Annotated in this window: 20 protein-coding genes and 1 other RNA gene; 9 read left to right on the forward strand and 12 right to left on the reverse strand. The window is 66.7% G+C overall.

Annotation, left to right across the window (positions count from 1 at the left end):
* Positions 1–31 precede the first annotated feature (31 nt).
* Entirely contained in the window at positions 32–4,801 is a 4,770-nt protein-coding gene (locus ACQR07_RS27995; RefSeq protein WP_434905314.1) for a DUF3320 domain-containing protein, read from the forward strand.
* Between the two features lie 5 nt (positions 4,802–4,806).
* On the opposite strand, the gene ybgC is transcribed toward ACQR07_RS27995, so the two are convergent.
* The 7 genes from ybgC to ACQR07_RS28030 form a co-directional block, all read right to left on the reverse strand.
* The gene (ybgC, locus tag ACQR07_RS28000) at positions 4,807–5,253 is read right to left on the reverse strand and encodes a tol-pal system-associated acyl-CoA thioesterase (RefSeq protein ID WP_434905315.1); all 447 of its coding nucleotides are present in this window, start codon (positions 5,251–5,253) and stop codon (positions 4,807–4,809) included.
* A gap of 60 nt (positions 5,254–5,313) precedes the next feature.
* Positions 5,314–6,234 (reverse strand): metallophosphoesterase, encoded by a 921-nt coding sequence (locus tag ACQR07_RS28005; RefSeq protein WP_434905316.1) that lies wholly within the window; start codon positions 6,232–6,234, stop codon positions 5,314–5,316.
* 84 nt (positions 6,235–6,318) lie between these two features.
* Positions 6,319–7,365, reverse strand: coding sequence for a Holliday junction branch migration DNA helicase RuvB (gene ruvB / locus ACQR07_RS28010; RefSeq protein WP_434905317.1), 1,047 nt, complete (start codon positions 7,363–7,365; stop codon positions 6,319–6,321).
* The gene (locus tag ACQR07_RS28015; protein WP_434865727.1) at positions 7,362–7,781 is read right to left on the reverse strand and encodes a cytidine deaminase; all 420 of its coding nucleotides are present in this window, start codon (positions 7,779–7,781) and stop codon (positions 7,362–7,364) included. Before ACQR07_RS28015 ends, ruvB begins: the two co-directional genes overlap by 4 nt.
* A gap of 52 nt (positions 7,782–7,833) precedes the next feature.
* Positions 7,834–8,451, reverse strand: a complete 618-nt coding sequence (gene ruvA / locus ACQR07_RS28020; protein ID WP_434905318.1) for a Holliday junction branch migration protein RuvA — start codon at positions 8,449–8,451, stop codon at positions 7,834–7,836.
* A complete protein-coding gene (gene ruvC / locus ACQR07_RS28025; RefSeq protein ID WP_434905319.1) occupies positions 8,448–8,975 on the reverse strand; it encodes a crossover junction endodeoxyribonuclease RuvC in 528 nt (175 codons plus the stop codon). The genes ruvA and ruvC overlap by 4 nt, the downstream gene beginning before the upstream one ends.
* A gap of 84 nt (positions 8,976–9,059) precedes the next feature.
* Positions 9,060–9,806 carry a YebC/PmpR family DNA-binding transcriptional regulator gene (locus ACQR07_RS28030; protein WP_434865725.1) on the reverse strand — a complete coding sequence of 249 codons (747 nt, stop codon included), beginning with the start codon at positions 9,804–9,806 and terminating at the stop codon, positions 9,060–9,062.
* Positions 9,807–10,024: 218 nt separating this feature from the next.
* Between ACQR07_RS28030 and ACQR07_RS28035 the strand changes: the two genes are divergently transcribed.
* Both ACQR07_RS28035 and ACQR07_RS28040 read left to right on the forward strand, forming a co-directional pair.
* Positions 10,025–11,773 carry a methyl-accepting chemotaxis protein gene (locus tag ACQR07_RS28035; protein ID WP_434905320.1) on the forward strand — a complete coding sequence of 583 codons (1,749 nt, stop codon included), beginning with the start codon at positions 10,025–10,027 and terminating at the stop codon, positions 11,771–11,773.
* Between the two features lie 45 nt (positions 11,774–11,818).
* Complete coding sequence (locus ACQR07_RS28040) at positions 11,819–13,249, forward strand: methyl-accepting chemotaxis protein (RefSeq protein ID WP_434905321.1); 1,431 nt, start codon at positions 11,819–11,821, stop codon at positions 13,247–13,249.
* Between the two features lie 10 nt (positions 13,250–13,259).
* Here the strand turns inward: ACQR07_RS28040 and ACQR07_RS28045 are convergent, their stop codons facing one another.
* The 3 genes from ACQR07_RS28045 to ssrS form a co-directional block, all read right to left on the reverse strand.
* Positions 13,260–14,084 (reverse strand): TIGR00282 family metallophosphoesterase, encoded by an 825-nt coding sequence (locus tag ACQR07_RS28045; RefSeq protein WP_434905322.1) that lies wholly within the window; start codon positions 14,082–14,084, stop codon positions 13,260–13,262.
* A 1-nt stretch (position 14,085) separates the two neighbouring features.
* Positions 14,086–14,667 carry a 5-formyltetrahydrofolate cyclo-ligase gene (locus tag ACQR07_RS28050; protein WP_434905339.1) on the reverse strand — a complete coding sequence of 194 codons (582 nt, stop codon included), beginning with the start codon at positions 14,665–14,667 and terminating at the stop codon, positions 14,086–14,088.
* A 120-nt stretch (positions 14,668–14,787) separates the two neighbouring features.
* Positions 14,788–14,949, reverse strand: a non-coding RNA gene (ssrS, locus tag ACQR07_RS28055) — 6S RNA.
* Between the two features lie 1,135 nt (positions 14,950–16,084).
* Between ssrS and ACQR07_RS28060 the strand changes: the two genes are divergently transcribed.
* The 4 genes from ACQR07_RS28060 (at position 16,085) to ACQR07_RS28075 (ending at position 21,437) form a co-directional block, all read left to right on the forward strand.
* The gene (locus ACQR07_RS28060; RefSeq protein ID WP_434905323.1) at positions 16,085–16,858 is read left to right on the forward strand and encodes an ABC transporter ATP-binding protein; all 774 of its coding nucleotides are present in this window, start codon (positions 16,085–16,087) and stop codon (positions 16,856–16,858) included.
* Complete coding sequence (locus ACQR07_RS28065; protein ID WP_434905324.1) at positions 16,855–19,392, forward strand: CPBP family intramembrane glutamic endopeptidase; 2,538 nt, start codon at positions 16,855–16,857, stop codon at positions 19,390–19,392. The genes ACQR07_RS28060 and ACQR07_RS28065 overlap by 4 nt, the downstream gene beginning before the upstream one ends.
* Before the next feature lie 179 nt (positions 19,393–19,571).
* Positions 19,572–20,027, forward strand: coding sequence for a DsrE family protein (locus ACQR07_RS28070; protein WP_434905325.1), 456 nt, complete (start codon positions 19,572–19,574; stop codon positions 20,025–20,027).
* Positions 20,028–20,144: 117 nt separating this feature from the next.
* The gene (locus ACQR07_RS28075) at positions 20,145–21,437 is read left to right on the forward strand and encodes a TAXI family TRAP transporter solute-binding subunit (RefSeq protein ID WP_434905326.1); all 1,293 of its coding nucleotides are present in this window, start codon (positions 20,145–20,147) and stop codon (positions 21,435–21,437) included.
* A 409-nt stretch (positions 21,438–21,846) separates the two neighbouring features.
* Here ACQR07_RS28075 and ACQR07_RS28080 read toward each other — a convergent pair whose 3' ends face one another.
* Positions 21,847–22,488, reverse strand: coding sequence for a glutathione S-transferase family protein (locus ACQR07_RS28080; protein WP_434905327.1), 642 nt, complete (start codon positions 22,486–22,488; stop codon positions 21,847–21,849).
* A 3-nt stretch (positions 22,489–22,491) separates the two neighbouring features.
* The gene (locus ACQR07_RS28085; RefSeq protein WP_434905328.1) at positions 22,492–23,760 is read right to left on the reverse strand and encodes a serine hydrolase domain-containing protein; all 1,269 of its coding nucleotides are present in this window, start codon (positions 23,758–23,760) and stop codon (positions 22,492–22,494) included.
* A gap of 209 nt (positions 23,761–23,969) precedes the next feature.
* Between ACQR07_RS28085 and ACQR07_RS28090 the strand changes: the two genes are divergently transcribed.
* Positions 23,970–24,173 (forward strand): hypothetical protein, encoded by a 204-nt coding sequence (locus ACQR07_RS28090; RefSeq protein ID WP_434905329.1) that lies wholly within the window; start codon positions 23,970–23,972, stop codon positions 24,171–24,173.
* A 66-nt stretch (positions 24,174–24,239) separates the two neighbouring features.
* On the forward strand, positions 24,240–24,626 hold the full coding sequence (locus ACQR07_RS28095) for an ester cyclase (protein WP_434905330.1): 387 nt from the start codon (positions 24,240–24,242) through the stop codon (positions 24,624–24,626).
* The last annotated feature ends 123 nt before the right edge of the window (positions 24,627–24,749 follow it).

Raw genomic sequence — 24,749 nt, forward strand, 5'->3', positions numbered from 1 at the left:
TTGCAATCCTCGAATCGCAGGAGGATTGCACGTGGCAAGCACATCCGTACGAGACCGATTGCTGGCGGACCGGCGCGCGCTGCTCGATCTGGGCACGCGCAACCGGCTCGTGCACATCCCGCTCAAGACCAAGACCATCCGCACCATCGACATCGTCGGCGCACGCTCCGCCGAGTTGTACGAGCTGCTCGGCGACGGCAAGCGATTCACGTTTCTTCCGACCAAGGCAGAGACAGCTGCAGAAACCAGCGAGACCACATCCGCTCCAACTCTGCCGCTGCCTCCGCCGAGCGCAAGCCCAAAACGGAGCGAAAGCGAATCGGAGACGCCGACCCGGCCGGCCGATACACGGCTGCAGACCCGGTTGTCGTCGGAGGCGCTACAGAAGCGGCTGCTCGACATCTGGTACGACGCGCGAACGCTCGAGGAAGAACAGGGCGTCAACATCCTCTATCTCGCCTTCGGCCTGCTCAAATGGTTCGAGGACGACAAATCCGACGTCGAGCGCTTCGCGCCGCTCGTGCTCCTGCCCGTGCGGCTGGAACGCAGCAGCGCGGCCGATCGGTTTCATCTGGTCTCGCGCGCCGAGCCGCCCTCGCCGAATCTCTCGCTGCAGGCGAAGCTCGATGCCGAGTTCGGATTGAAGCTCGCGGATTTCGGCGACGAGGACGATGTCGACATCGCCGGCTATCTGGCCGGCATTGCCGAGACAGTCGCAAACAAGAAGAGATGGGAGGTCAGGGCCGACGCGATCGTGCTCGGCTTCTTCTCGTTCTCCAAATTCCTGATGTATCGCGACCTCGACCCGGAGAACTGGCCGGCCGACGGCGCGCTGGATCGGCACCCGCTGATCGCGGCACTGCTGCAGAACGGCTTCGAGGGGCAGGAGCCGATCGTCCCGGACGACGGCAAGATTGATTCCGTGATCCAGCCGATTGCGATGAACCACGTTGTCGATGCCGATTCGTCGCAGGCCGTCGTGATCGAGGAAGTGGTCCGCGGACGCGACCTGGTCGTCAAGGGCCCGCCGGGCACCGGAAAGTCGCAGACCATCACAAACATCATCGCGGCAGCCGCGGCCGAGGGAAAGACAGTCCTGTTCGTCGCCGAGAAGATGGCGGCGCTGGATGTCGTGCATCGGCGGCTGAAGGGCGTCGGCCTGGGGTCGCTCGCGCTCGAGCTTCACTCCAACAAGGCCAACAAGCGCCTTGTGCTGGAGGAACTGAAGCGCTCCAAATCGGCGACCGTGCCGGCATCAGCGGGCGAAGCGACTCTGGTGCAGCGCCTGACCGACAGTCGCGACAACCTCAATCGCCACGCCGACATGATGCACCAGCCGCATCAGCCAAGTGAGCTGACACCATTCCGGCTGCTCGGCCACCTCGTGCGTTGCAGGGAAGCATCTGATCAGGCGGCATTGCCGTTGCAAGGGCCAGAGCTTTGGTCTCCCTTGGACCTGGAGCGGCGGCGCGAGTTGGTCGTCGAGTTGGCCGACCGCATCGCGACCGATGGTGCGCCTCACCTGCATCCGTGGCGGGGCGTCGGCCGCGACGCCCTCGACCCGAGCGAGATGGCGAAGCTGCTGACGTTACTGGACAGCATCTCGAATCATCTCAGCCACGTCGTGACAGGAGCTGCGCACATTGGCGCCTTGCTCGAAGTCACAACGCCCACCAACCTGGCCGCGGCGAGCGACCTGCTTGCCGTCGCCGAGGCGGCAGCCGCGATGCCGGAATGCGACAGGGCTGCGTTTGGCGATCCGATCTGGAGTCGGCCGCATGAGATCGTCGACGTCGTCGACAAGGGGCTCCGCTATACGAAGTTGAAGGCCGCTTTCGAGGGGGCCTTCGTCGACGCCGCCTGGGAGGCGTCGGCTGCTGATTGCCGCAAGGTAATCGCTGAGAAAGGCCGCTCGTGGTTTCGCCTGCTGAGCTCGCGCTACCGCGAGCAGATGGCGCTGCTGACCTCGTATTTGAAGGTACCGATGCCGAAATCCCTCGATCAGCGCCTGTTGCTGATCGACGGACTCATCGCGGCACAGGTTGCGCGCCGCTCCTTCGCGGAGGTGGCGGGCGCCGGCAGCACAGCCTTCGGGAGCGCCTGGCAGAAGGAGCTGTCGGACTGGGACGCGCTGTCGAGATTGACGGCCTGGTGGACCGCGTTTCCGAAGTCGTTCGCCAATGACGAGATGCGGCTCCGCCTGACGCATCTGAAGCTGTCGGCCGAAGATCGACTAGCGATCGCGAAACTGAGCAGCGATCTCGCCGGCTTGCGATCCGAACTGCAGCAGTTGATCGATTTTCTGCAGCTGGCCCCCTCTCGCATCCCACTGCAGCCGGGCGAAGGGGTTCAATTCGATGAGCTGTCGCGGACGCTCTCGGAGTGGCGCAGCGCCACCGAGCGCCTGACCCGCTGGATCGCGTTCATGGAGCGGGTTCGGCTCGCCCGCGCGGATGGTCTCACGGCGCTGGTCGATCGCGCGCTGGACGGATCGCTGCCGGGGGATAGACTGCCACAGGCCTTCGACAACTCCTACTACGAAGCCATGCGCGGCGTGATCTTCGCGCAGCATCCGCAACTGAAACGCTTCGACGGCAAGTTGCACGACCGGCTCGTCGACGGCTTCCGCAAGCTCGACGTCGAACGCATGCAGCTCGCCCGGGACCAGATCGCGCATGAGCATGCGACTGCGCTGCCGCGCAACGCAGGCGGCATCGGGCCGCTCGGTGTCCTCAACGGCGAATTGGCGAAGAAGCGCAATCATCTTCCCATCCGGCAGCTCCTGGAGCGCGCCGGTCCGGTCGTCCAGCAGATCAAGCCGATCTTCCTGATGAGCCCGCTGTCGGTTGCGCAGTTCCTGAAGCCCGGTGCGATCGCCTTCGATCTGCTGGTCGTCGACGAGGCCTCGCAGATCGAACCCGTCGATGCGCTCGGCGCGGTCGCGCGATGCCGGCAGATGGTCGTGGTCGGCGACGAGCGGCAGCTGCCGCCGACGCGGTTCTTCGCGAAGCTGACGGGGAACGATGACGATGACAATGAGGACGACGAGCAACCGACCTTCCAGGTGAAGGATGCCGAGAGCATTCTCGACCTCTGCTTGGCCAAGGGCCTGTCGCATCGGATGCTGAACTGGCACTATCGCAGCAAGCATCAGTCGTTGATCGCGGTCTCCAACAAGCAGTTCTACGACAACCGTCTGTTCATCGTGCCGAGCCCCTATGACGCGGTGGCCGGCATGGGGCTGAAGTTCAACTACAACCCCGATGCGCATTACGAGCGCGGCAGCAGCCGGACCAATCCCCGCGAGGCGCGGATCGTGGCCGAGGCGGTCATGCGTCATGCCCGCGAGATGCCGGAGCGCAGCCTCGGTGTCGCAACCTTCTCTGTGGCCCAGCGCCAGGCGATCCAGGATCAGCTCGAAATCCTTCGCAAGGAGAATCCGGAGACGGAGGGCTTCTTCGTCCGCGGCACCAGCGAGCCATTCTTCGTCAAGAACCTCGAGAACATCCAGGGCGACGAGCGCGACGTCATCTTCACTTCCATGGGCTACGGGCGAACGAAGGAAGGCTTCGTCTCGATGAGCTTCGGCCCGCTGAACTCCGATGGCGGCGAGCGGCGGCTGAACGTGCTGATCTCCCGCGCCAAGCTGCGCTGCGAGGTCTTCTCCTCGATCACCGGCGACGACATCGACCTGTCGCGCGCCAAGGGCCGCGGCATCGCTGCGCTGAAGACGTTCCTCACCTTTGCGCAGACCGGGCAGCTCGGCATCGCGCAGGAGACCGGCCGCGATCCGGACTCGGTGTTCGAGGAGCAGGTCGCCGCCAAGCTGCGGGCGCTGGGCTACGACGTGAAGACGCAGATCGGCACCGCCGGCTTCTTCGTCGATCTCGCCGTGGTCGATCCCGACAAGCCCGGCCGCTTCCTGCTCGGCATCGAATGCGACGGCGCCCAATACCACGCCTCGCGCTCGGCGCGGGACCGCGATCGTCTGCGGCAGAACGTGCTGGAAGCGCATGGCTGGGTGCTGCATCGGATCTGGTCGACGGACTGGTTTCTCCGGCCCAAGGAGGAGATCGAGAAGGTCGTCCGCGCCATCGACGCCGCGAAGGCGCATTGGAAGGAGATCGACGACGCGCTTCCCGAGGCGCAGCCCGAGCCGCCGCCAGCCATGCCGGATGTTCCGCCGCCGGAGCAGACCGCGGATCGTCCCGTAGAGGTCGCCGCACAGGCGCCGACGATGGTGCCCTATGAGGAGGCCAAATTGCGGGTGCGCCGGGAGATCGAGCCGCACGAGACGTCGCTCGCCAACATGACGAAGCACGTGGTCGAGATCGTCGCGATCGAGGGACCGGTGCACGAATCGGAAATCATCGTCCGGATCAGATCGGCCTGGGGCCTCGCCCGCGCCGGCAACCGCATCCGCGACGCCGTGCGCGCCGCGCTGAACGCAGCGGTGACTAAGGGTCAGATCGCCGGAGGACCGTTCTACGCCGTGCCTGGTCAGGCGATCGTCGTCCGGAACCGCGAGGACGTGCAATCGACGACGTTGCGCAAGCCCGAGATGTTGCCGCCGGACGAGATCAAGGCGGCGATCATGCAGGTCGTGGAGCAGAACTTCGGCGCCGAGGAGGACCAGCTGATCCAGGCGGTGGCCCGTCTGTTCGGCTTCGGCTCCACCAGCGCGCAACTCCGTGAGGCCGTGCAGGGCAGCCTCGAGGTCCTTCTCGACGCGGGCAAGCTCCGCCGCGAGGGGGAGCTGCTGACCATGCCGCAGGAGGCCTCGCCTGCCGCGCAGCCCTGAGCGGCTCAGGCGAGGTCCGCCTTCATCAGGTCGCGCAGCGCCTTCGGGATCGGCTGCGCCTTGCCGCCGCTGATGAAGGCGACGCGGACATCGGCCCTGACGAGCACCTCCTCGCAACGCCGCACCTCCTGGGCCAGCGTGATCGAGGCGCCCTTGACCGCGATCGGCCAGGTGACGACATCGAGCACGTCGTCCATGCGCGCAGGCCGCAGGAAATCCAGCGTCATCGAACGCACGACGAAGGCGAAGCCCGGGGCTTCGCTGGCAGCCTCCGCGAACAGCGCGTGCTGCTCGGCGCCCATCAGCCGCAGATGATTGGTGCGGCCGCGCTCCATGAAGCGGAGGTAGTTGGCGTGGTAGACGATGCCTGAAAAGTCCGTGTCCTCGTAGTAGACTCGGACCTGCATATGGTGGCGGCCGTCGCGGATCTGGCCGTCGAGATGATGGGTCACTGGAAATCCTCGATCGCCGGGCAATGCGACCGTTTCGCCCAGTTCGACCGCGAGCGCAAGCTAGGAGGTCACCTCCATCGGTTCCCCGCCGACCGTGACCAGAACGATTTCCGGCGGCATGCCGATCCGCACCGGCATGATGCTGCAGCCAAGGCCACCCGAGACGATGACGTCGCATTGGGTGCGGATGTGGCCGTAGGCCAGATTGACGCCGTTGCGCGGGGGAACGGCCGGCGACCAGCCGAGCACACGAACCTGGCCGCCATGCGTATGTCCCGACAACTGCAGCGCCACCCGCGACGGCACCCGGAGCGCAACATCCGGCTCGTGGGCGAGCAGGATCACCGGCGCACTGTCCGTCACCTTGCGCAACGTGGCTGCGAGATCATCGACGCCGATCCGCGGGACGGATCGGAACCGCCGCGCAGGCATGTAGGCGAGCTGATCGCCGAGACCGGCGAGCCAGAACGCCTGGCCATTCTTGCTGAGGCGCACGGCGTCGTTCTCATAGACGGGAATGCCGGCAGCCTCGAGCGCCTGCTGCGCGTAGGGCACGCCGTGGCCGTCGCGCTGCACGGTCTTGTCATCCCAATAGTCGTGGTTGCCGAGGATGGCGTGCACGCCGAGCGGCGCCTTCAGGCGGCCGAGCACCGGCGCCCACTCCGAGGCGTCGATGCGGCCGACGTGATGGCGGTGACCGGCGACATAGTCACCGAGCAGAACGATCAGGTCCGGCAGCAACGCATTGGTTCGCGCAACGATCGTCTCGATGTGCGCCAGCGACATCCAGGGATCGCAGGCATGAATGTCAGCGACCGCGGCGATTTTCAGCGTCAGCCCGGACGGCCAGTTGCGCGGCCGGACCTGATAGTCGGTCACGCCGAGGCGGAGCGGCTCGACGCCGACGCCATAGGTGGCGGTGGAAAAACCGGTGGCGGCAAGTCCGCCTGAGAAGGACAGGAAGCGACGGCGTGACAGCATGGACGAATTCCTCGCAGCGGCTTCCTTCTCGCCAATCATTGCAACCGATTTCGGGTGTGTCTGTGCAGATTGTCAGCAGTTTCGTTAATCATCGTCCCCGTTACCGAACAGGCCGAACTGGCTGGGATCGCGGTTCGGCTCGGCCATGCCGAGATGCTTGAACGCGTGCGAGGTCAGGAGACGGCCGCGCGGGGTGCGCTGCAGATAGCCGCACTGGATCAGATAAGGCTCAATGATATCCTCGATCGCATCGCGCGGCTCCGACAGTGCCGCAGCCATGGTCTCGACGCCGACCGGGCCGCCGCCGTAGTTCAGCGCGATGGTCGAGAGATAGCGCCGATCCATCGCATCGAGCCCGGCCGCATCGACCTCCAGCGCGCTCAGCGCGTGATCGGCAATGGCGCGGTCGATCGCGCTGGCGTCAGCAGCGGACGCAAAATCGCGCACCCGGCGCAGCAGCCGGCCGGCAATACGCGGCGTGCCGCGGGCGCGGCGCGCGATCTCGTTGGCGCCATCGGCGGTCATGCCGACGCCGAGCACGCGCGCACCGCGCGTGACGATGCTCTCCAGCTCCTCGATCGTGTAGAAGTTCAACCGGATCGGAATGCCGAAACGATCGCGCAGCGGGTTTGTCAGCAGGCCTGCGCGGGTCGTCGCACCAACCAGCGTGAACTTCGACAGATCGATCTTGACCGAGCGCGCCGCCGGGCCCTCGCCGATGATGAGGTCGAGCTGGAAGTCCTCCATCGCGGGATAGAGCACCTCCTCGACCGCCGGGCTGAGGCGATGGATCTCGTCGATGAACAGCACGTCGCGCTCTTCGAGATTGGTTAGCAACGCCGCGAGATCACCGGCCTTGGCGATGACCGGGCCGGACGTCGCGCGAAAACCGACGCCGAGCTCGCGCGCGACGATCTGCGCCAGCGTCGTCTTGCCGAGGCCCGGGGGACCGACGAACAGCACATGGTCGAGCGCCTCGCCGCGCTTGCGCGCCGCCTCGATGAAGATCGACAGGTTGGCGCGGGCCTGCTGCTGGCCGACGAACTCCGACAGCTGCTGCGGACGCAGCGCGGTGTCGCCGACATCATCGGAGCGCCGCTCCGGGCTGACCATGCGCGCGGGCGGCTTCATTCGTTGCCGCGCCTGTATTTGTTCGGCAGCAGCTCGCCGATGGTCACGACGTCGGGGCCCTTGCCGTTCGACGGCACGATGACGCGCGCCTTCGCATCGTAATCATGGATCAGCTCGCGGCAGGTGCCGCAAGGCGAGACCACGGAGACCTCGCCGGGCTCGCCGGGCTTGGGATGGCGCACCGCGACGATGGTCTCGATGCCGTGGTCGCCGTGCTCGGTGATGGCGCGGCCGATCGCGATGGCTTCGGCGCAGACGGCGTTGCGGCCGAGATAGGCGTCGATGTTGACGCCGGTGATGATGCGGCCGTCGCGGGTGCGCATGGCCGCGCCGACCTCCTGCCAATCGTTGCGGTAGCGGCTCTTCACCGCCGATGCGGCCGCCTCGATCAGCTCCTTGTCCTTCTTGCTCACCATGGGAGAAATCGTTGTCCTTCTGCTCGCCCGGCGCGGCGACCTACTTTGCAACCTACTTCGCCAGCTCCTTGAGGCCGAGGCGGATGAGTTGGGCGGTCTCGGCCTTGTCGCCGGCCGCCCGCGAGGCTGCGGCGATTGCCGCAGCGGCCTGCGGCTGGCCATAGCCGAGATTGATGAGAGCGGAGATCGCATCCGCGACCGGCTGCGGCGCGCGGGACTCCTCGATCGCGCCGGACAGCCTGGCGACGCCGGGATCGACATTGGCGAACGCCGGCGACTTGTCCTTCAGCTCGGTCACGATGCGCTCGGCCACCTTCGGGCCGACGCCTGGCGTGCGCGCCACCGCGGCCTTGTCGCGCAGCGCGATTGCGTTGGCGAGATCGGCCGGCGGCAGAGTGCCAAGGACGGCGAGGGCGACCTTGGCGCCGACGCCCTGCACGGTCTGCAAAAGACGAAACCATTCCCGTTCGACATCCGAGCGAAAACCGAACAGCTTGATCTGGTCCTCGCGCACATAGGTCTCGATCGACAATGTGGCGGCTTCACCCGGCGACGGCAAGGCCTGCAGGGTGCGCGCCGAACAGTGCACCTGGTAGCCGACGCCGCCGACGTCGAGGATCACGAAGTCCTCGGCATAGGAATCGATCAGCCCCTTGAGCTTGCCGATCATAGCCCGGCGACCTTCATGCGGAGCGCCTGGCCCTGGCGGTGGTGGGCGTGGGTGATGGCGATGGCGAGAGCGTCGGCCGCGTCCGCCGACGGCGGCTCGGCCTTCGGCAGCAGGATCTTCAGCATCACCGCGATCTGGCCCTTGTCGGCATGGCCGGCGCCGACCACGGTCTTCTTGACCTGGTTGGGCGCGTATTCGGCGACCGAAATTCCGAACATCGCCGGCGCCAGCATGGCGATGCCGCGGGCCTGGCCGAGCTTCAGGGTGGCGACACCGTCCTTGTTGACGAAGGTCTGCTCGACCGCGGCTTCCAGCGGCTGGAAGTCGGCCAGCACCTTGGCGAGCCCCTCGTGGATCGCCAGCAGCCGGTTCGCCAGCGGCAGGTCGTCGGGCGGCTCGACCGAGCCGCAGCCGACATAGATCAGCCGGTTGCCCTCGCTCTCGATCACGCCCCAGCCGGTGCGGCGGAGGCCGGGATCGATCCCGATGATGCGGACGGCTGAGCGAATCGGCTGGGCTTTCATGGGTTAGAGATAGCCTCGCGCCGTCCTGGTGGAAACATAAACGGAACAGCCACCCACTGCGCCGGCGATACGGTTAACCGTCCGTCAACCGCCCATCTTCGCCATCAGCGCGTCGGAGATCTCGAAATTGGCATAGACGTTCTGGACGTCGTCATGCTCGTTCAGCAGATCCATCAGCTTCACCAGCCTCTCGCCGGTCTCGTCGTCGACCGCCACCGTGTTCTGCGGCTTCCAGGTCAGCGCCGCCTTGCGCGGCTCGCCGAACTTGGCCTCGAGGTTCTTGGCGACCTCGTGGAAACCGTCCGGCGAGGCATAGACCTCATGGCCGCCCTCCCCCGAAATCACGTCGTCGGCGCCGGCCTCGATCGCGGCGTCCAGCACCGCGTCGTCGGAGGCGACGCTGCGGTCGAATTCGATGATGCCGACGCGGTCGAACATGAATGCGACCGAACCGGTCTCGCCGAGATTGCCGCCTGATTTGGTGAAGTAGGAGCGGATGTCCGAGGCGGCGCGGTTGCGGTTGTCGGTCAGCGCCTCGACGATGACGGCGACACCGCCGGGACCATAGCCCTCATAGCGGATCTCGGCGTAGTTCTCACCCTCGCCGCCGAGCGCTTTCTTGATGGCGCGCTCGATGTTGTCCTTGGGCATGTTCTCGGCGCGGGCCGCGACCACGGCGGCGCGCAGCCGCGGGTTCATCGCCGGATCCGGCGTGCCCAGCTTGGCCGACACCGTAATTTCGCGTGCCAGCTTGCCGAACAGCTTGGACTTCATCGCATCCTGCCGGCCCTTGCGATGCATGATGTTCTTGAATTGGGAATGGCCGGCCATGCGAGGTCTCTTGCAATCGTCTGGGGTCAGGGGAGAAGCGCGGCCTTATAGGCCGAGGACTCGTCAAAATCAAAGATTTGGGGTGGTTTCAAGGGGACAGGCCACCGGCAAGGCACGGGTAGGCGCTGCCTGGGCCATAAGCCAAACGTTAACCATGGCTTCACCGTCAAGTGCAAGGATGCCGCGCTTCCGTCCCCTTTCACACGGTTCGGCGTGCCATGGCGTTTGGTTTCTTTGCAAGACGTGCCGCTCTGCCCGATCCGGTGATCGAGGCCAGGCCCCCGCCTGCCCCCGAGCCGGCGGCGTCGGGTGAGGCTGATTCCGCCAAGGCGATCCTCGACCTGCTCGAGCTGGAACTCGGCGGCATGATTCGCCAGCTGGAGCGCGCCGCAAATGCGGTCTCCAGCGGCGCCGAAGCAACCGCCGGCACGCTGACGGACATCCGCCAGCGCGCCGACGCGCTGAGCGGGCGCAGCAGCACCGCCCAGGGCACGGCCGCGACCTTCGCCCAGGCCGCCGAGAAGGTGACGCAATCGGCCCATGGCATCCGCGCCCAGGTCCAGGATGCCGGCCAGCTCGCCGACCAGGCCAGCGCCGCCGCCCGCGAGGCCCGGAGCAACGTCGACCGGCTGCGCGAATCCTCGGCGGCGATCGGCAACGTCGTCAACCTGATCTCCCAGATTGCCCGCCAGACCACCCTGCTTGCGCTGAACTCGACCATCGAGGCGGCCCGCGCCGGCGAGGCCGGCCGCGGCTTCGCCGTGGTCGCGACCGAGGTCAAGGCGCTGGCGGTGCAGACCCAGAACGCGACCGAGGAGATCACCCGCAAGATCGAGGCGCTGCAGAGGGACGCGGCCGGCTCGGCCGACGCCGTGCATCGCATCGCGCAGGCCATCGAGGCGATCCGCCCGGTGTTCAGCAACGTCAACGGCGCGGTTGCCGCGCAGGACCAGACCACCGGCGAGATGTCGGACAATGCCGCCCAGGCGTCGCAGTTCATCGCCTCCGTGGTCGACAGCGCCGCCGACATCGGCAGCGCCACCCAGCAGGCCGAGAGCTATGGCGAGCGGGTGACCAGCGCCGGGCGCGCGGTGACGATGTACGCCCAGAAACTCAAGGCGCGCTGCGCCGTGCTGCTGCGCCAGGGCGACCGCACCGTGCGCAGCGGCAGCGAGCGCCTGCCCTGCCATCTCAAGCTCGAGATCAAATCGGGCGCGCGATCGTTCGCTGCGCCGGTCTACGAGATTTCCAACGACGGCGTGCTGATCACCGGCCCCGACGCCAGCCGCCTCGGCGTCAACGAGCGGTTCGACGCCATGCTCGAGGATGTCGGCCCGTGCCGGCTGTGCATCACCGAGCAGGTCAAGGCCGGCGCCCAGGCGCGCTTCGAGACTCCCGGCGCCGAGCTGCGCGAGAAGATCGAGGACAAGCTCTGGGCACTGCACGAGGAGAACAACGAGTTCGTCACCCGCGCCATGGAGGCCGGAACCGAGCTGAACCGGATCTTCGAGAGCGCGGTCAGCCGCGGCGAGATCACGCTCGAGGACATGTTCGACACCGACTATGCCGAGATTCCCGGCACCAATCCGCAGCAGCACCGCAGCCGGATCCTCGACTGGGCCGAGCGCGCGCTGCCTTCGTTCCAGGAGGCGTTCCTGGCGCGGGATCAGCGGATGGTGTTCTGCGTCGCGATCGACCGCAATGGCTATCTGCCGGTGCACAACCGGATCTATTCGCATCCGCAGCGGCCGGGCGATGTCGCCTTCAACACCGCCAACAGCCGCAACCGCCGCATCTTCAACGATCCGGCCGGTCTCGCGGCCGGCCGCAACCAGCGGCCGTACCTGATCCAGAGCTACGCGCGCGACATGGGCAACGGCAACACCGTCATGATGCGCGAAATCGACGTGCCGATCCGCGTCCGCGGCCGCCACTGGGGCGGCTTCCGCACCGCCTACAAATTGTGAATCGAGCGGTGACTCGCTGAACCCCACGAGCCCGGGAGCCTGCAAATGTCCGTCGCGCAACGCGCCATCCTGGAAAGTCACGACTCGCAGTCGGGTGCCGAGCGGCTGATCGACGAGATCGCCGACCGCATCGGCGGTCTCGGCGTCGAGCTCGCCGACGTCGCCGGCAACGTGCAGGAGGTCGCCAACCGCGTGGCCTACCAGTCGCAGCGGTTCGGACATCTGCAGGCAACCGCCAAGACCATGGTGACGGCCAATCACGACATCGCCACCGCCTCGCAGGCGGTGCAAACGGCGACGACCGCCGCGGTCGGCGACATCGCGCAGTCGCGTAGCGTGGTCGACACCGCCGTGCGGCACATCTCCGAGCTGGTCGACTCCGTCGAGCGCATCGAGCAGCGGCTCGGCTCGGTCGGCGATGCCTTGTCGCAGGTCGCGAAGGTCTCGGTCGCCATCGAGGCGATCGCCAAGCAGACCAATCTGCTGGCGCTGAACGCCACCATCGAGGCTGCCCGCGCCGGCAGCGCCGGCCGCGGCTTTGCGGTCGTCGCGAGCGAGGTGAAGTCGCTCGCCGAGGCCACCCGGCAGGCGACGCAGCAGATCGGCGACACCCTGCGCGGGCTCGACTCGCAGGTGAAGAGCCTGCTCGGCGAGAGCGGCCAGGCCTCCTCGCGCGCCAAGACCGCCGGCGAAGGCGCCCAGCAGATCGGCGGCATCATCGTCCGCGTCCAGGACGGCTTCACCAGCGTCGGCCAGGAGATCGACGGCGTGGCGAAGGCCGCGACCTCGAACCTCGCGCATTGCGATGCCGTCATCACCGAGCTCGCCGAACTCGCCAAGGGCGTCGACCAGTCCTCGGTCGAGCTCAAGCAGGCCGACAGCCGCATCGCCAAGCTGCTCGACAATTCCGAGGCGCTGATCGGGATGATCGCCGAGAGCGGCGTCGAGACCGCCGATGCGCCGCTGATCCGCACCGTCGTCGAGACCGCCCGGCAGATCTCCGCGACCTTCGAGGCCGCCGTCGAGCGCGGCGAGATCACGCTCGCCGACCTGATGGACGAGGATCTCCGCGAAATTCCCGGCAGCAACCCGAAGCAATATCTCACCCGCTACGTCGAGTTCACCGACCGCGTGCTGCCCGCGATCCAGGACCCGATCCAGGGCAGCGACCCGCGCATCGTGTTCTGCGTCGCCTGGGCGCGCGGCGGCTATCTGCCGACGCACAATCCGAACTACCGCAAGCCGCAGGGGCCCGACCCGGTCTGGAACAACGCCAACTGCCGCAACCGCCGGCTGTTCGAGGACCGTGCGGTGAAGAAGGTCGCCGCCGCCAGCAACAAGCCGTTCCTGCTGCAGACCTACCGCCGCGACATGGGCGGCGGGCAGTTCGTGCTGATGAAGGACCTCTCCGCACCGATTGTCGTCAAGGGCCGCCATTGGGGCGCGTTCCGGATGGGCTTTCGGCTGAAAACCTGACGCGCGCGGCCTACGCTCCCCAGAACGACGGCTTGGCCGGCGACAATCGTCCGCCGATCCGGACCGGCGCGATCCGCTCCGCGAGCCCGGTCGCATCATCGGTTTCGACCGCCACGCCGCTCAGGGTCGCCGGGCCCGAGGCCGGCTCGAACCGCGCCGACGGGATGCCGGACTGGAAGCGGCGCAGCGGCTCGTCCTTCTGCATGCCGATGATCGAATCGTAATCGCCGGTCATGCCGGCATCCGTCATGTAGGCGGTGCCGCCCGGCAGGATCTGGTGATCCGCCGTGGGCACATGTGTATGGGTGCCGACGACGAGGCTGGCGCGGCCATCGCAGAAATGGCCGAGGCCCTGCTTCTCGCTCGACGCCTCGCAATGCACGTCGACCACGATCGCATCCGCCGCCTCGCGTAACGGGCAGGCGCCGAGCTCGCGTCCCACCGCGGCGAAGGGATCATCGAACGGCGTCATGAACACGCGTCCAAGCACGTTGACCACCAGCGCGCGGGCGCCGGTCTTGGTTTCGATCAGCGCCGCGCCGCGGCCGGGCGTGCCCGCCGGATAATTTGCCGGCCGCACCAGGCGCGGGGCGCGCTCGATGAACACCAATGCCTCGCGCTGGTCCCAGGAGTGGTTGCCGAGCGTGACCGCGTCGGCGCCGGCGTCGACCAGCTCCTGATAGATCGCCTCGGTGATGCCGAAGCCGCCGGCCGCGTTCTCGCCATTGACGATGACGAGATCGAGTGCCCAGTCGCGGATCAGGCCAGGAAGGTGGTCCGAGACGGCGCTGCGGCCGGTTCGGCCGACGACGTCGCCGACGAAGAGAATGCGCAACTCAATTGCTCCGGAAATCCAAGGTCTCGCATTCGGTTAGCACATAATCCAGGGCCGCGTCGTGGGCCAGGGCCGGGATCGCCTCGGTTTCCTGGATGGCAAAGCCGAGGCCGATGCCGATGAGATGATGTGCCTTCCGCAGATGCGAGAAGGTGTAGTCGTAGTAGCCGCCGCCATAGCCGATGCGATGACCGGTGCGGTCGAACGCCGCGAGCGGCACCAGCATCACGTCGGGCACCAGCTCGGCCGCGACCGGCGACGGTTCGGGAATGCCGAGCGAGCCCATCGTCAGCCTGTCGCCCGGCGACCAGGCCCGGAACGACAGCGAATGGCCGCGCGCCAGGACGACCGGCAGCGCCAGCCGTGCGCCCTGCCTGGCCAGCGCCTGCATCAGCGGCATCGGATCGAGTTCGTTGCGGATCGGCGCGTAGCCCGAGACCACCATGCCCGGCTGAAGCGCGAACGGCAGCCCGCGCGCGGCAATGGCCTGCGCGGCGGCGCTTCTGACGTCGTCGCTCAGGGCATCGCGGGCGGCGAGCGCGGCGGACCGCAGCTGCTGCTTGGTATGCTGAGCGGCCTTCATCGGCATGCGACGGGACCTCCGTTCAAAGCGCGCGGACGCGGGCACTTCAACGTTGCAGAAACGCGGCAGGTCGGCAACCGAAGGGGGGCAGAGGGGCAGGCAACGAGGCAGACAGGTAAGCGCGAAGCCGCAATCGCCGTTGAAACGCTCGATCCCGGAGTTCCCTACGAAAGTAGGTGGGCACCATATGTCCAGATCCACGGACCTGGCCAGGGACAGTTCCCTAAAGGATCGATAAGGCCCCGGGGATATGTTGGTTCCGGACGCGCGTCGCAGCCTCGCCCGGGCAATGTAACCATGGCGGGGTGATTTTGCCAGCGGTTGACGTGGATTGGGACGCGACACTGTGCCCACCTCGCGCTGTCGTCGCCCGGCTCGACCGGGCGACCCAGTACGCCGTGACGGCAGCGATAGAGCCGAAAGGCCGCGGCGTACTGGATCTCCCGCTTTCGCGGGCGATGACGGGTGTGGGAAGGTAACGGCTGTGCCCATTCTTGCAGAGCTGATCATGGCAGCGCAGATCACCCTGGACATGGCTTCGCCTCCTCGCGGCGCCAGCGGCGTCCGAGCTGTTCTTTTCGTTCGCCCTCCGAGACAGAGGGCGCAGGGAAGGCCGAGCGCCGGCTGGCGCCCGTGGCCCGCCTGCAGAAAAAAATGCAGGCGGCAGGTACCACAGGTGCAGCCGAGAACGCCCGGCTTTCCCTGCGCGATGGTCTTCACGCTTACTTCGTGCTCTCCCCGGGGACCGGCTGAATTGACCCCGTCGCCGACGCCGCGCATTCGCGCGGGCGTCCACTTGACCTCGGCACCGGGAGGTCAGGACCACACGACTTCGCGTCCACGCCATGCCGTTCGTCCGCACGAGCTTTCGCTCACGCTGCGGCATGATCGCGGCCACCGCTCCCCGCCCCGCGTGTCGTGACGATCGCGCGCTACGCCCCTCGGCTTGGGACGGGATGGCGGGCACATAATCACGCTTTCTGTAAAAACGCAATAGATTTATTTTTTTCAGAAAACTGATGCCGGCCTGCCGCGCCGCGGGCGTAGCACGGCGCCGCCGCCTCAACCTCCGCCGTCATCCCGGGCAAGCACGGCCAACGCGACAGCGTTGGTCGGGCGCCGACCCGGGATCCATAACCACAGGCCGCAGTTTGACGAAGACTCGTCGTCACTCGAGCGTCCCACGAAAGATCACGCGGTATGGGTCCCGGGTCGGCGCCTCGACAGCGCTGACGCGCCGTCGAGGCTTGCCCGGGACGACAGTGGTGGGCTTAGCTAGCGCGTGACAGACAGCTGTCGCCGCGGGGATCCGGCTGCAAGTTCCCCGTGCTTGCCTTTCTAGCGTTCGGAAATAAGGTATCCCGATCACTCCGGTGTCGGCTTGGCGCCGCACCGATGATCGATGAGGAGACCTGTCATGCCGGAGGCCTCAGTCCCGCCGAGCGGGCTGCGACCGCCGCTGCTCGTCTCCGCCGACAACCTCGTGAAGACATTTGGCGACAAGCGCGCCCTGAACGGCGTCTCGTTCTCCGTTCCGGCCGGGCAGATTTGCGGCCTGCTCGGCCCCAACGGCTCAGGCAAGACGACATTTTTCCGCCTGCTGATGGGGATCCTGAAGGCGACGTCGGGACGCCTCACGGTCGATGGCCTCGATGCCTTCGACGATCGCGTCGAGCTCAAGCGCACCATCGGCTTCCTGCCCGACGAGCCGGTGTTCTACGCCTATCTGTCCGCGCGCGAGACGCTGCAGCTGTCGGCCGCCATGCACGGCCTCGATGTCCCCGCGACGATGGCGAGCATCCAGCCGCTGATGGACCGCATGCAGCTGACGGCGGAGATCGACAATTACGCCGAGGAGTATTCCCGCGGCATGAAGAAGAAGCTCGGGCTGCTGCTCGCGCTGCTGCACCGGCCGAAGCTGCTGATTCTGGACGAGCCGACCAACGGTCTCGACGTCGAGGGCACGCATCTGTTCTACGAACTGATCGTCGATATCGCCGCGCAGGGCACCACCGTGCTGTTCTCGACCCACCTGATGGATCAGGTGGCGCGGCTCTGTTCGCACGCCGTGGTGATCGATCGCGGCGCGCTCGTCGCCAAGGGCAGCATCGAGGCACTCCGCGCCGCACATGGCGAGAAGAGCCTCGAGGACGTGTTTCGCGAACTGACCCAGACGCCGGCCGCTCCATGACGGATCGCGCCGCCGCGCCCCGGTTCTGGACGGTCGTTCTGTTGCTGCTGGGCACGGCCCGCAGGCGCGCGGCCGGGCGCACGCGACGCGGGCTGGCGCAGCAACGCAAGCGCGGCGGGTTTGCGGTCGCGCCCGACGTCGCGCTCAGACTTGTCATCGTCGTCGCCTTGGTGGTCAACATCGGCGCCGCTGTCGGGGTCGCGTTCGCGGTGCGGTCGGCCGAGCAGGTCCAGGCCGAAGCGAACGGACGAATCATCGTCGATGACTGGTTCGCCGTCCAGATCGCGAGAAGCGAAGCCGATGCGGCCGCCACGCCCCTCCGCCGCGCCGAGATCAGCCGCGCGGAGGATCGCTACATCGCCACCGAGGCCGCGCAGCTCGCCCGCGAAAAACATGGCGATCAGGCCGCGATCTCCGCACAGCTCACGGCGACCGTCCGCAACGATCCGCAGGCTCTGCTGTCGTCCAGATTGCTGGCCGCGCAGCCGGGACGGCTGCCCGACCTCATGGCGCTGATCCTCGCGGCTTCGTGGTGCCTGATGATGATCTGTCAGGGCGATGGACCCGATCTCGACACGCAAAGGTCCCGCGATCCCATGTGGGAATGGGTGTTCAGCCATCCCGTCCCGCCGGCAGCGGTCTTCGTTGCCGAAATGCTCGCACCGATCGCGGCAAACCCCATTTTCCTGACCGCGCCGTTATTTCCTGGCGTGCTGTACGGCCTGGCCTATGGCTGGGGAGGCGGGATCGCCGGCGCACTCCTGGTTGGTGTTCCCGCGGCCATTGCGCTTGCGTGCGTGAGCAAGGCCATCGAGATCTGGGCTCTGCTGCGGCTGTCGCCGCGGAAGCGCGGCGCGGTGCTCGGCCTGATCGGCACTATTGGTTTCGCCCCGCTTGCGGTCTGGCTGTTCCTGGCCTTGCAGACAGCGACCATCTTCACGACCATCAGTCGTTGGCTGCTCGCAGCGAGCCACGTGCCCTGGCCGCGCACCCGGCTTTTGGTCGGACAGACCGGTTCGGGCGATTTCGTCTTCTGGAAGGGGCTGCTGCTGTGCTGGCTGCTGGCCGCGCTCCTGATCTTCGCCGCCATCGCGCTCGCCAGGATCAGCACACGGGGTGGACTGAGCTACCGGCCGCGGACGGCGGCCGAGCGCGGCTCCGTGGAGATGCGGTTCGGTCGCGATCCGCTCTATCGCAAGGAACTGCTGTGGTTCCGGCGCGACGGCAGCGCCCTCGTGCAGGCGGTGCTGCTCCCTCTGTCGCTTGCGGCGGTCCAGGCCTTCAACATGCGCGGCGTCTTGTCGAGCGCGATGGGCGCGTGGAACACGATCTGCGGCGCTGCAATCCTGTTCGGCACGTATTTCCTGCTGGTCCTCGGCCCGAGATCGCTGGTGTCGGAAGGGCAGGCTCTGTGGATTGCCCAGACATGGCCGCGCGGACTGGAAAGCCTCCTGAAGGCCAAGGCGAAGCTATGGGCCGAAATTGCGACCGCGATCGTCGGCGTGATCCTGCTCTATGCGGCATTTCGCTTTCCGTCCGACATCGCACAGACCACGGCCCTCGGCCTCGCCTGGTATGTGTTCGCGCGTTCGCTTGCCGACAAGACGGTGACGCTCGCCACCATGACGGCGTCATCTGGCGAGCGGGAGAAGCCACGGGCCGGGCTGCGTTGGGCCGCAACGCTCGGCAGCATGAGCTTTGCCGTCGGCGTGTTCGGTCGGCAATGGCCCCTCGCAATTTCCGGCGTGGTCTACTCGCAGCTGACAGCCGCGGCGATGTGGCAGCACTTCCGCTTTCGTCTGCCTTTTCTGGCAGACCCCTGGTCGGAGACACTGCCGCCGGCGCCGACGCTGCTGCACGCCATGGTCACGATCAGTGCCATGATCGAGGCCATTGCCGTCCTGGCGGGACTCGCGGCGGGGACCGGCGGCGGCGAGGTCAGCGCTGGGATCGTCGCCCTCATCTACGGGCTATGTGCGACCGCCGCGGCAGTTGGCGTCAGCACCTTCCTTGCCGGGCGCGGCGTCACCCAACGCGACATCTGGTTGTGGGACGCCACGGAGCGAAAGTCGCGCCCGCTGCTGCAGCTCAACCTCAGCGGCAAGCTCCGCGTTCTCCTCCTTGTCGCGACAGCCGCGGCCGTGGGGGCCGGTCTGGGTCTGCTGGCCCACCTCTATTTGCACTTGCTGCACTGGTGGCCCGACCTCGGTCAGGCGCTCGATGCCGCCCGAAGCCGGCTCGCCGCATCACCGGGGGATCGCTGGGCCGTGTGGATGATGGCCGTCGCGTTCGCGCCGCTTGCCGAGGAGTTCCTGTTTCGCGGCCTGCTGTACCGCGCGCTCGATCGCGAATGGGGCGGCTGGCGCGCCGTCGTCGGCGCCGGGGCCTTCTTTGCGATCTATCATCCGGTCGTCTCCTGGGCGCCCGTCGCCGCCCTCGGCATGATCAACGCCATGCTGTTCAAACGTTACGGCCGGCTTGCGCCGACGGTTGTACTCCACATGGTCTACAACGCCGTCGTGCTGGCGTTCTGACGCCAAGTGCCGAGACACCGGTGATCATGCATCGCGGCGCCCGCGCGGCAACGCCGCGTCGGCTGCGCATAGTCTCGCCATGATTGAGGCTCATCGAATGGAGCTGAGGTTGTGACGGATCACGACCACATCCCAATGCCCTGTAGCGTACATTCCTGTTGCGTCCATTGGAGTCTGGCATGCGCTTCGATCTCAAGACCGTCACCGCCGCCTGCGCGCTGCTGATCGTGACGACCACCGGCGGCCTCGCCGCCGACGTCAAGATTCACCGCGTCTCGATCCAGGTCGATCAGAACGATCCGGCGATCATGAACCTGGCGCTGAACAACGCCAGCAACATCATGGAAACGTTCAAGGAGAAGGGCGAGGAGGTCGAGATCGAGCTCGTCACCTACGGGCCCGGCCTGAACATGCTGCGCGACGACACCTCGCCGGTGAAGGACCGGTTGAAGCAGATCGCCGAGCTCAGCTTTCCGGCCAAGATCAAATTCTCCGCCTGCAACATCACCAAGCGCGGCATGGAGAAGCGCGAGGGGCATCCGATCCCGATCGTCGCCGAGGCGAGCCTGGTGCCATCGGGCGCGGTCAGGCTGATGGAACTGCAGGAGAGCGGTTGGAGCTATCTGAAACCGTAGGTAGTTTCTGCCGCAAATTTGCCGGGTTTACGTCTCACGGTCACACGACCTTGGATTGAGGTCACATAGCTCTGCTCGCGGGGATGCGGGAGCAGACGCGATCGGGGGACTTGTGTCATGCGTCGAACGTTCGCTGGTCCAGCGCTGATTGCGCTGGCAACGATCTCTGTTGCCTTGTTCACGGCCGGAAGCATCGCCTGGGCCCAGGATCCCGGCCAGGACGCTGTCAAGGATCAACCCTCAGCCCCGCTCTCCCTCAAACCCGTGCGCGCGCCGGAGCGGCGCGCGGCCGAGCCGCGGGTCGTCCAGGTGCGTGCGCCGGAGCCGCGGAGCGCGTCCGAGGCGCGCAGCGCGCCGGACGAGAACGCGATCAAGGCGCGCATGAACCAATGGACCGTAGGGCTCGCCGCCGGCCTGCCCGACGGCGGCTTCGTGCGGTTTGCCAGCGAGATGGCGCGGACGATGGACGACGGCGACAACATGCGCCTGATTCCGATGGTGACGCGCGGCACGACGTCGAACATCGCCGACCTGCTCTATCTCCGAGGCGTCGACGTCGCCGTCACCTATGCCGACGCGTTCGACTTCTATGCCAAGCAGGCCGGCCTTTCTAACATCAACGACCGCATCCGCTACGTGCTGCGCTTCTTCATCTCCGACGTGCACATCTATGCGCGCGAGGAGTTCAAGACGCTGCAGGATCTCAAGGGAAAGAAGGTCGCCGTCGGCACAGCCGGGGTCGCGGCCGCGCATACCGGCCCGCTGATCTTCCGGCGGCTCGGCATCGACATCGAGCCGGTCGCGGTCGGCGGCCCGGTGGCGCTGGAGAAGCTGCACAAGGGCGAGATCGCCGCGATGGTCTATGTCGCGTCGAAGCCGGGCGAGGTGTTCAGCAGCATGAAGGCTGCCGATCCGGGATTCCACTTCGTGCCGATCCCCTACACCAGCCAGTTCTCGGACTTCTACTACCCGACGTCGATCAAGGCCGAGAACTATCCGGCGCTGCTGGCGCCGGACGCCTCGATCGAGACGATCGCCGTGCCCTCGGTGCTGGCCGTCTACAACTGGAAGCCCGGCAGCGACCGCGCCGACCGCGTCAATCGTTTCGTCGATACGCTGTTCACCAATCTCGCGCGGCTGCAGCGGCCGCCGTTCCATCCGGGCTGGAAGGATCTCAATCTCGAGGCCCAGGTGCCGGGCTGGCAGCGCTATCCCTATGTCGACACGGTGCTGGAGCGCATGAAGAAGGACGCCGATGTCAGCCTCGCCGCACCGGCTGCCACCGGCAGCCTGTCGCAACAGGACCGTCTCGAGGCGTTCCTGGCCTCGCAGGCCAAGGCACCGTCGAAGGCCGAGAAGGACGAACTGTTTCGCTCGTACCTCGAGTGGAGCCGGAAGTGGCAGAAGTGAGGGAGTAGCGAAGGGGTTTGCGCGGTGGTGCCGACGTAGTTGGTCGATGATGATCGTGTAGGACGATCTATCGCCCTTCGGGCAGTCTGCTCCCTCTCCCCGTTCTTCACGGGGAGAGGGTCGGGGTGAGGGGCAGCCGCACGGGAAGTGCCGCCGTCTCGCGACCGTCTGATCGACGCGGAGCCGTCGTGCCCGTCCGATGGATTTCCGATCTGAGCGGCGTATGTGCCATGCCCCTCACCCGGATTGCTGCGCAATCCGACCTCTCCCCGCAAAGGGCGGGGAGAGGTTTGCACCGCCCGGGCCGGCGCAGAGCGTCTCAAAGAGACATGAATGCGATGAGCGCAGCCGCCTCTCACGCGGCCGCATGTCCACTGCAGTCAGAGCTTCGTCCCACCACCCTCGACGATCAGCTCAACAACAACGTCATCCCTGGATCGCCCTTGGCCATCGCGCGCTGATAGGCCGGGCGGGCGGCGATGCGGGCGAGGTAGGCGCGGATGTGGGGGAACGGCGCGAGGTCGTAGGGCAGGAAGTAGCGCATGGTGGTGAGCGAGAACACGGTCATGATGTCGGCGGCCGTGAGCGCGCCGCCGGCGAGATAGTCGGCCTCGCCGCAGCGCGCCTCGACGGCGGCGAAGGCGCGGTCGAGCCGCCCGCGCACGGCGCCGAGCAGTGGATTGTCGTCCGGCAAATTGAGCCGGTTCAGGATCATCATCCGCCCCATCGCCGCCTGCAAGGTGCCGTTGGCGAAGTGAAACCAGTACAGGAACGGCGCGAAGCCCGGATCGCCGGGCCCCGGCCGCAACCGGCCCTGGCCGTATTTGGCAATGATGTAGTCGACGACCGCGCCTGACTCGGCGAGCACCAGATCGCCGTCGGTGATGACCGGCGCCGCGCCGATCGGGTGAAGCGCCTTGTACTCCGCCGGCGCCAGGATCGTCCTGGCGTCGCGCGTGTAGCACTTCAGCTCATACGGAATCTCCAGCTCCTCGCACAGCCAGACGATGCGTTCGGATTGCGATTTGCCGAGGTGATGAACGGTGAGCATGCTTCACCTCACCATCGCGCCGTAGACGATGTCCTGCACCTGCTCGCGATAATATTTGCGCAGATCCCCGGGCGCCGCGGTGCCGACCACCACCACGAGCCGCTCCCTGGGATCGCAGAAGAACTGCGTGCCGAACGCGCCGTTCCAGCTGAACTCGCCGGGATTGCCGGGCACCGCGGACAGGCCCTCGCTCACGCGCACGGCGACGCCGAGCCCGAAGCCGAAGCCGGCGCGATGCGGCTCGACGGTGGCGACGGTGTTCTTGATCTCGGGCCCGAGATGGTTGGAGGTCATGTGATGCACCGTCTTCGGGCTGAGGATGCGCGCGCCGTCGAGCTCGCCGCCGTTGAGCAGCATCTGGCCGAAGCGGACGTAGTCGCCGATGGTCGCGAACGAGCAGGCGCCGCCGCAATCCGACTTCGTCGGCGTATCCAGGAGCTTGATCGCCTGCGGCTTGCCGGTCAGCGGGTCGTTCGGGAACGGCCGCGCCAGCCGCGGACGTTGCGCGTCGGACGGCGCGAACGTCGCATCGGTCATGCCGAGCGGCTTCCAGACATTGTTGGAGAGATACTCGCCGAGCCGCTGCTCGCTGACCTTCTCGACGACGGCGCCGAGCACGTCGATCGAAAAACTGTACTCGAACTGCGTGCCGGGCTGATGCGCCAGCGGCAGCTTGGTGATGCGCTCGATGAAGGCCTGCGTGTCGCCCTCGATCGCCGGCGCCGTGCCGTCGGGATAGAGCCGCGCCACCGCGCTCGAACTGTCGGGGCGGCCGCCATACATCAGGCCGGAGGTGTGGCGATAGAGATCATGAATCAGGATGGCACGCGCCTGCGGCACCAGCAGCAGCGCGCCGTTCTCCTGGGTGACGCCGACCTTCATGTCGGCAAAGCCCGGATAGTAGTCCGCGAGCTTCGCCTGCAGCGGCAGCCGCCCCTGCTCCATCAAGGTGAGCGCGCCGACCGCGGCCATCGGCTTGGTCATCGACGCCAGCGCGAAGATCGCATCGAGCGGCATCGGCGTGCCCTTGACCGGATCGAGCTGGCCGTAGGCCTTGTAGTGCACCAGCTTGCCGTCGCGCGCGATCGCCACCACCGCGCCGGGCACGCGCTTCGCCGCGATCTCGCGGGCGAAGAAATCGTCCATGCGCGTCAGCCCTGCCTGCGAGAAGCCGACCTCGTCGGGCTTCGCCTCCGGCAACGGCGCGGCGACGAGCTGCGTGGCGATCATGCTGAAAGCCGCAGTTGCGGCCGCCTTGATCAGCGTCTTCATGAAACCTCCCTGATGCGCGGACGATCCCGCTATCGCTGCGAGATTTCGACGGGTCCGCCTGAGCAAGCAGTAGGGCAGGACGCAGCGAACGACAAGCGCTCGCAACACCACCGCATCGCGACGATGTGAACGTGTTCGCTGCCGCACAACGCGGGACTGGACAGACGAATCCAAAGGGACGGGTGAGACCACGGATGCGCGAGGACCGCATGCTGAGGACGATCGGACTCATCCTTCATACGGTGTGGGCTGTCTGCGCGATGGCAGCCGGCACATTCGCAGGAGCAGCCCTTGGCCTTCACACGGGCGGCTGGATCGGCGCTGTCGTGCTCGGCCTCGTCGGCCTGGTCATCGGCGCGCTGGCAGCAGCATTCCCGCTGGAAACCATCACACTGATCCTCGAGGGCCTCTGATCGCGGCTCGGAACCGTTGCCGTTGCGAACGGTTGGCTCACTGTCGTTGGGTCAGAGCACAGCGCCATGACTTCAGCCGAACTGGCCAATCACTATCGCGCCTACATCGTCTGCCTGAACGCGCAGGCGTGGCCGGCGCTCGGCGATTTCGTGCACGAGCACGTCGTTCATAACGGCCGGCAGCTCGGACTGGCCGGCTATCGCGACATGCTGATCGGCAACTTCGCCGACCTTCCCGACCTGCGCTTCAACATCGGCTTGCTGGTCTCAGACCCGCCGCGGGTCGCGAGCCGGCTGGACTTCGACTGCACGCCAAAGAGCGCGTTTCTCGGGCTCGCCAACAACGGCAGGCGCATCGCCTTCGCCGAGCATGTATTCTACGAATTCCGCGACGGTCGGATCGCGCAGGTGTGGTCGGTGATCGACAAAGCAGGGATCGAGGCGCAGCTGTGAGCGATACGGCGGAGCGCGGGCACGGCGCAGTTGCGGTAGCCTCTTGCCACCCTACGAGGCTGTGAATCTTTTGATGCCAGCCGTGGTGCGAATATGATTCTCTGAGCGGAGCGATTTGCTGGA

This window comes from Bradyrhizobium sp. HKCCYLS20291, from assembly GCF_051167715.1.
In the GTDB taxonomy this organism is placed as follows: domain Bacteria; phylum Pseudomonadota; class Alphaproteobacteria; order Rhizobiales; family Xanthobacteraceae; genus Bradyrhizobium.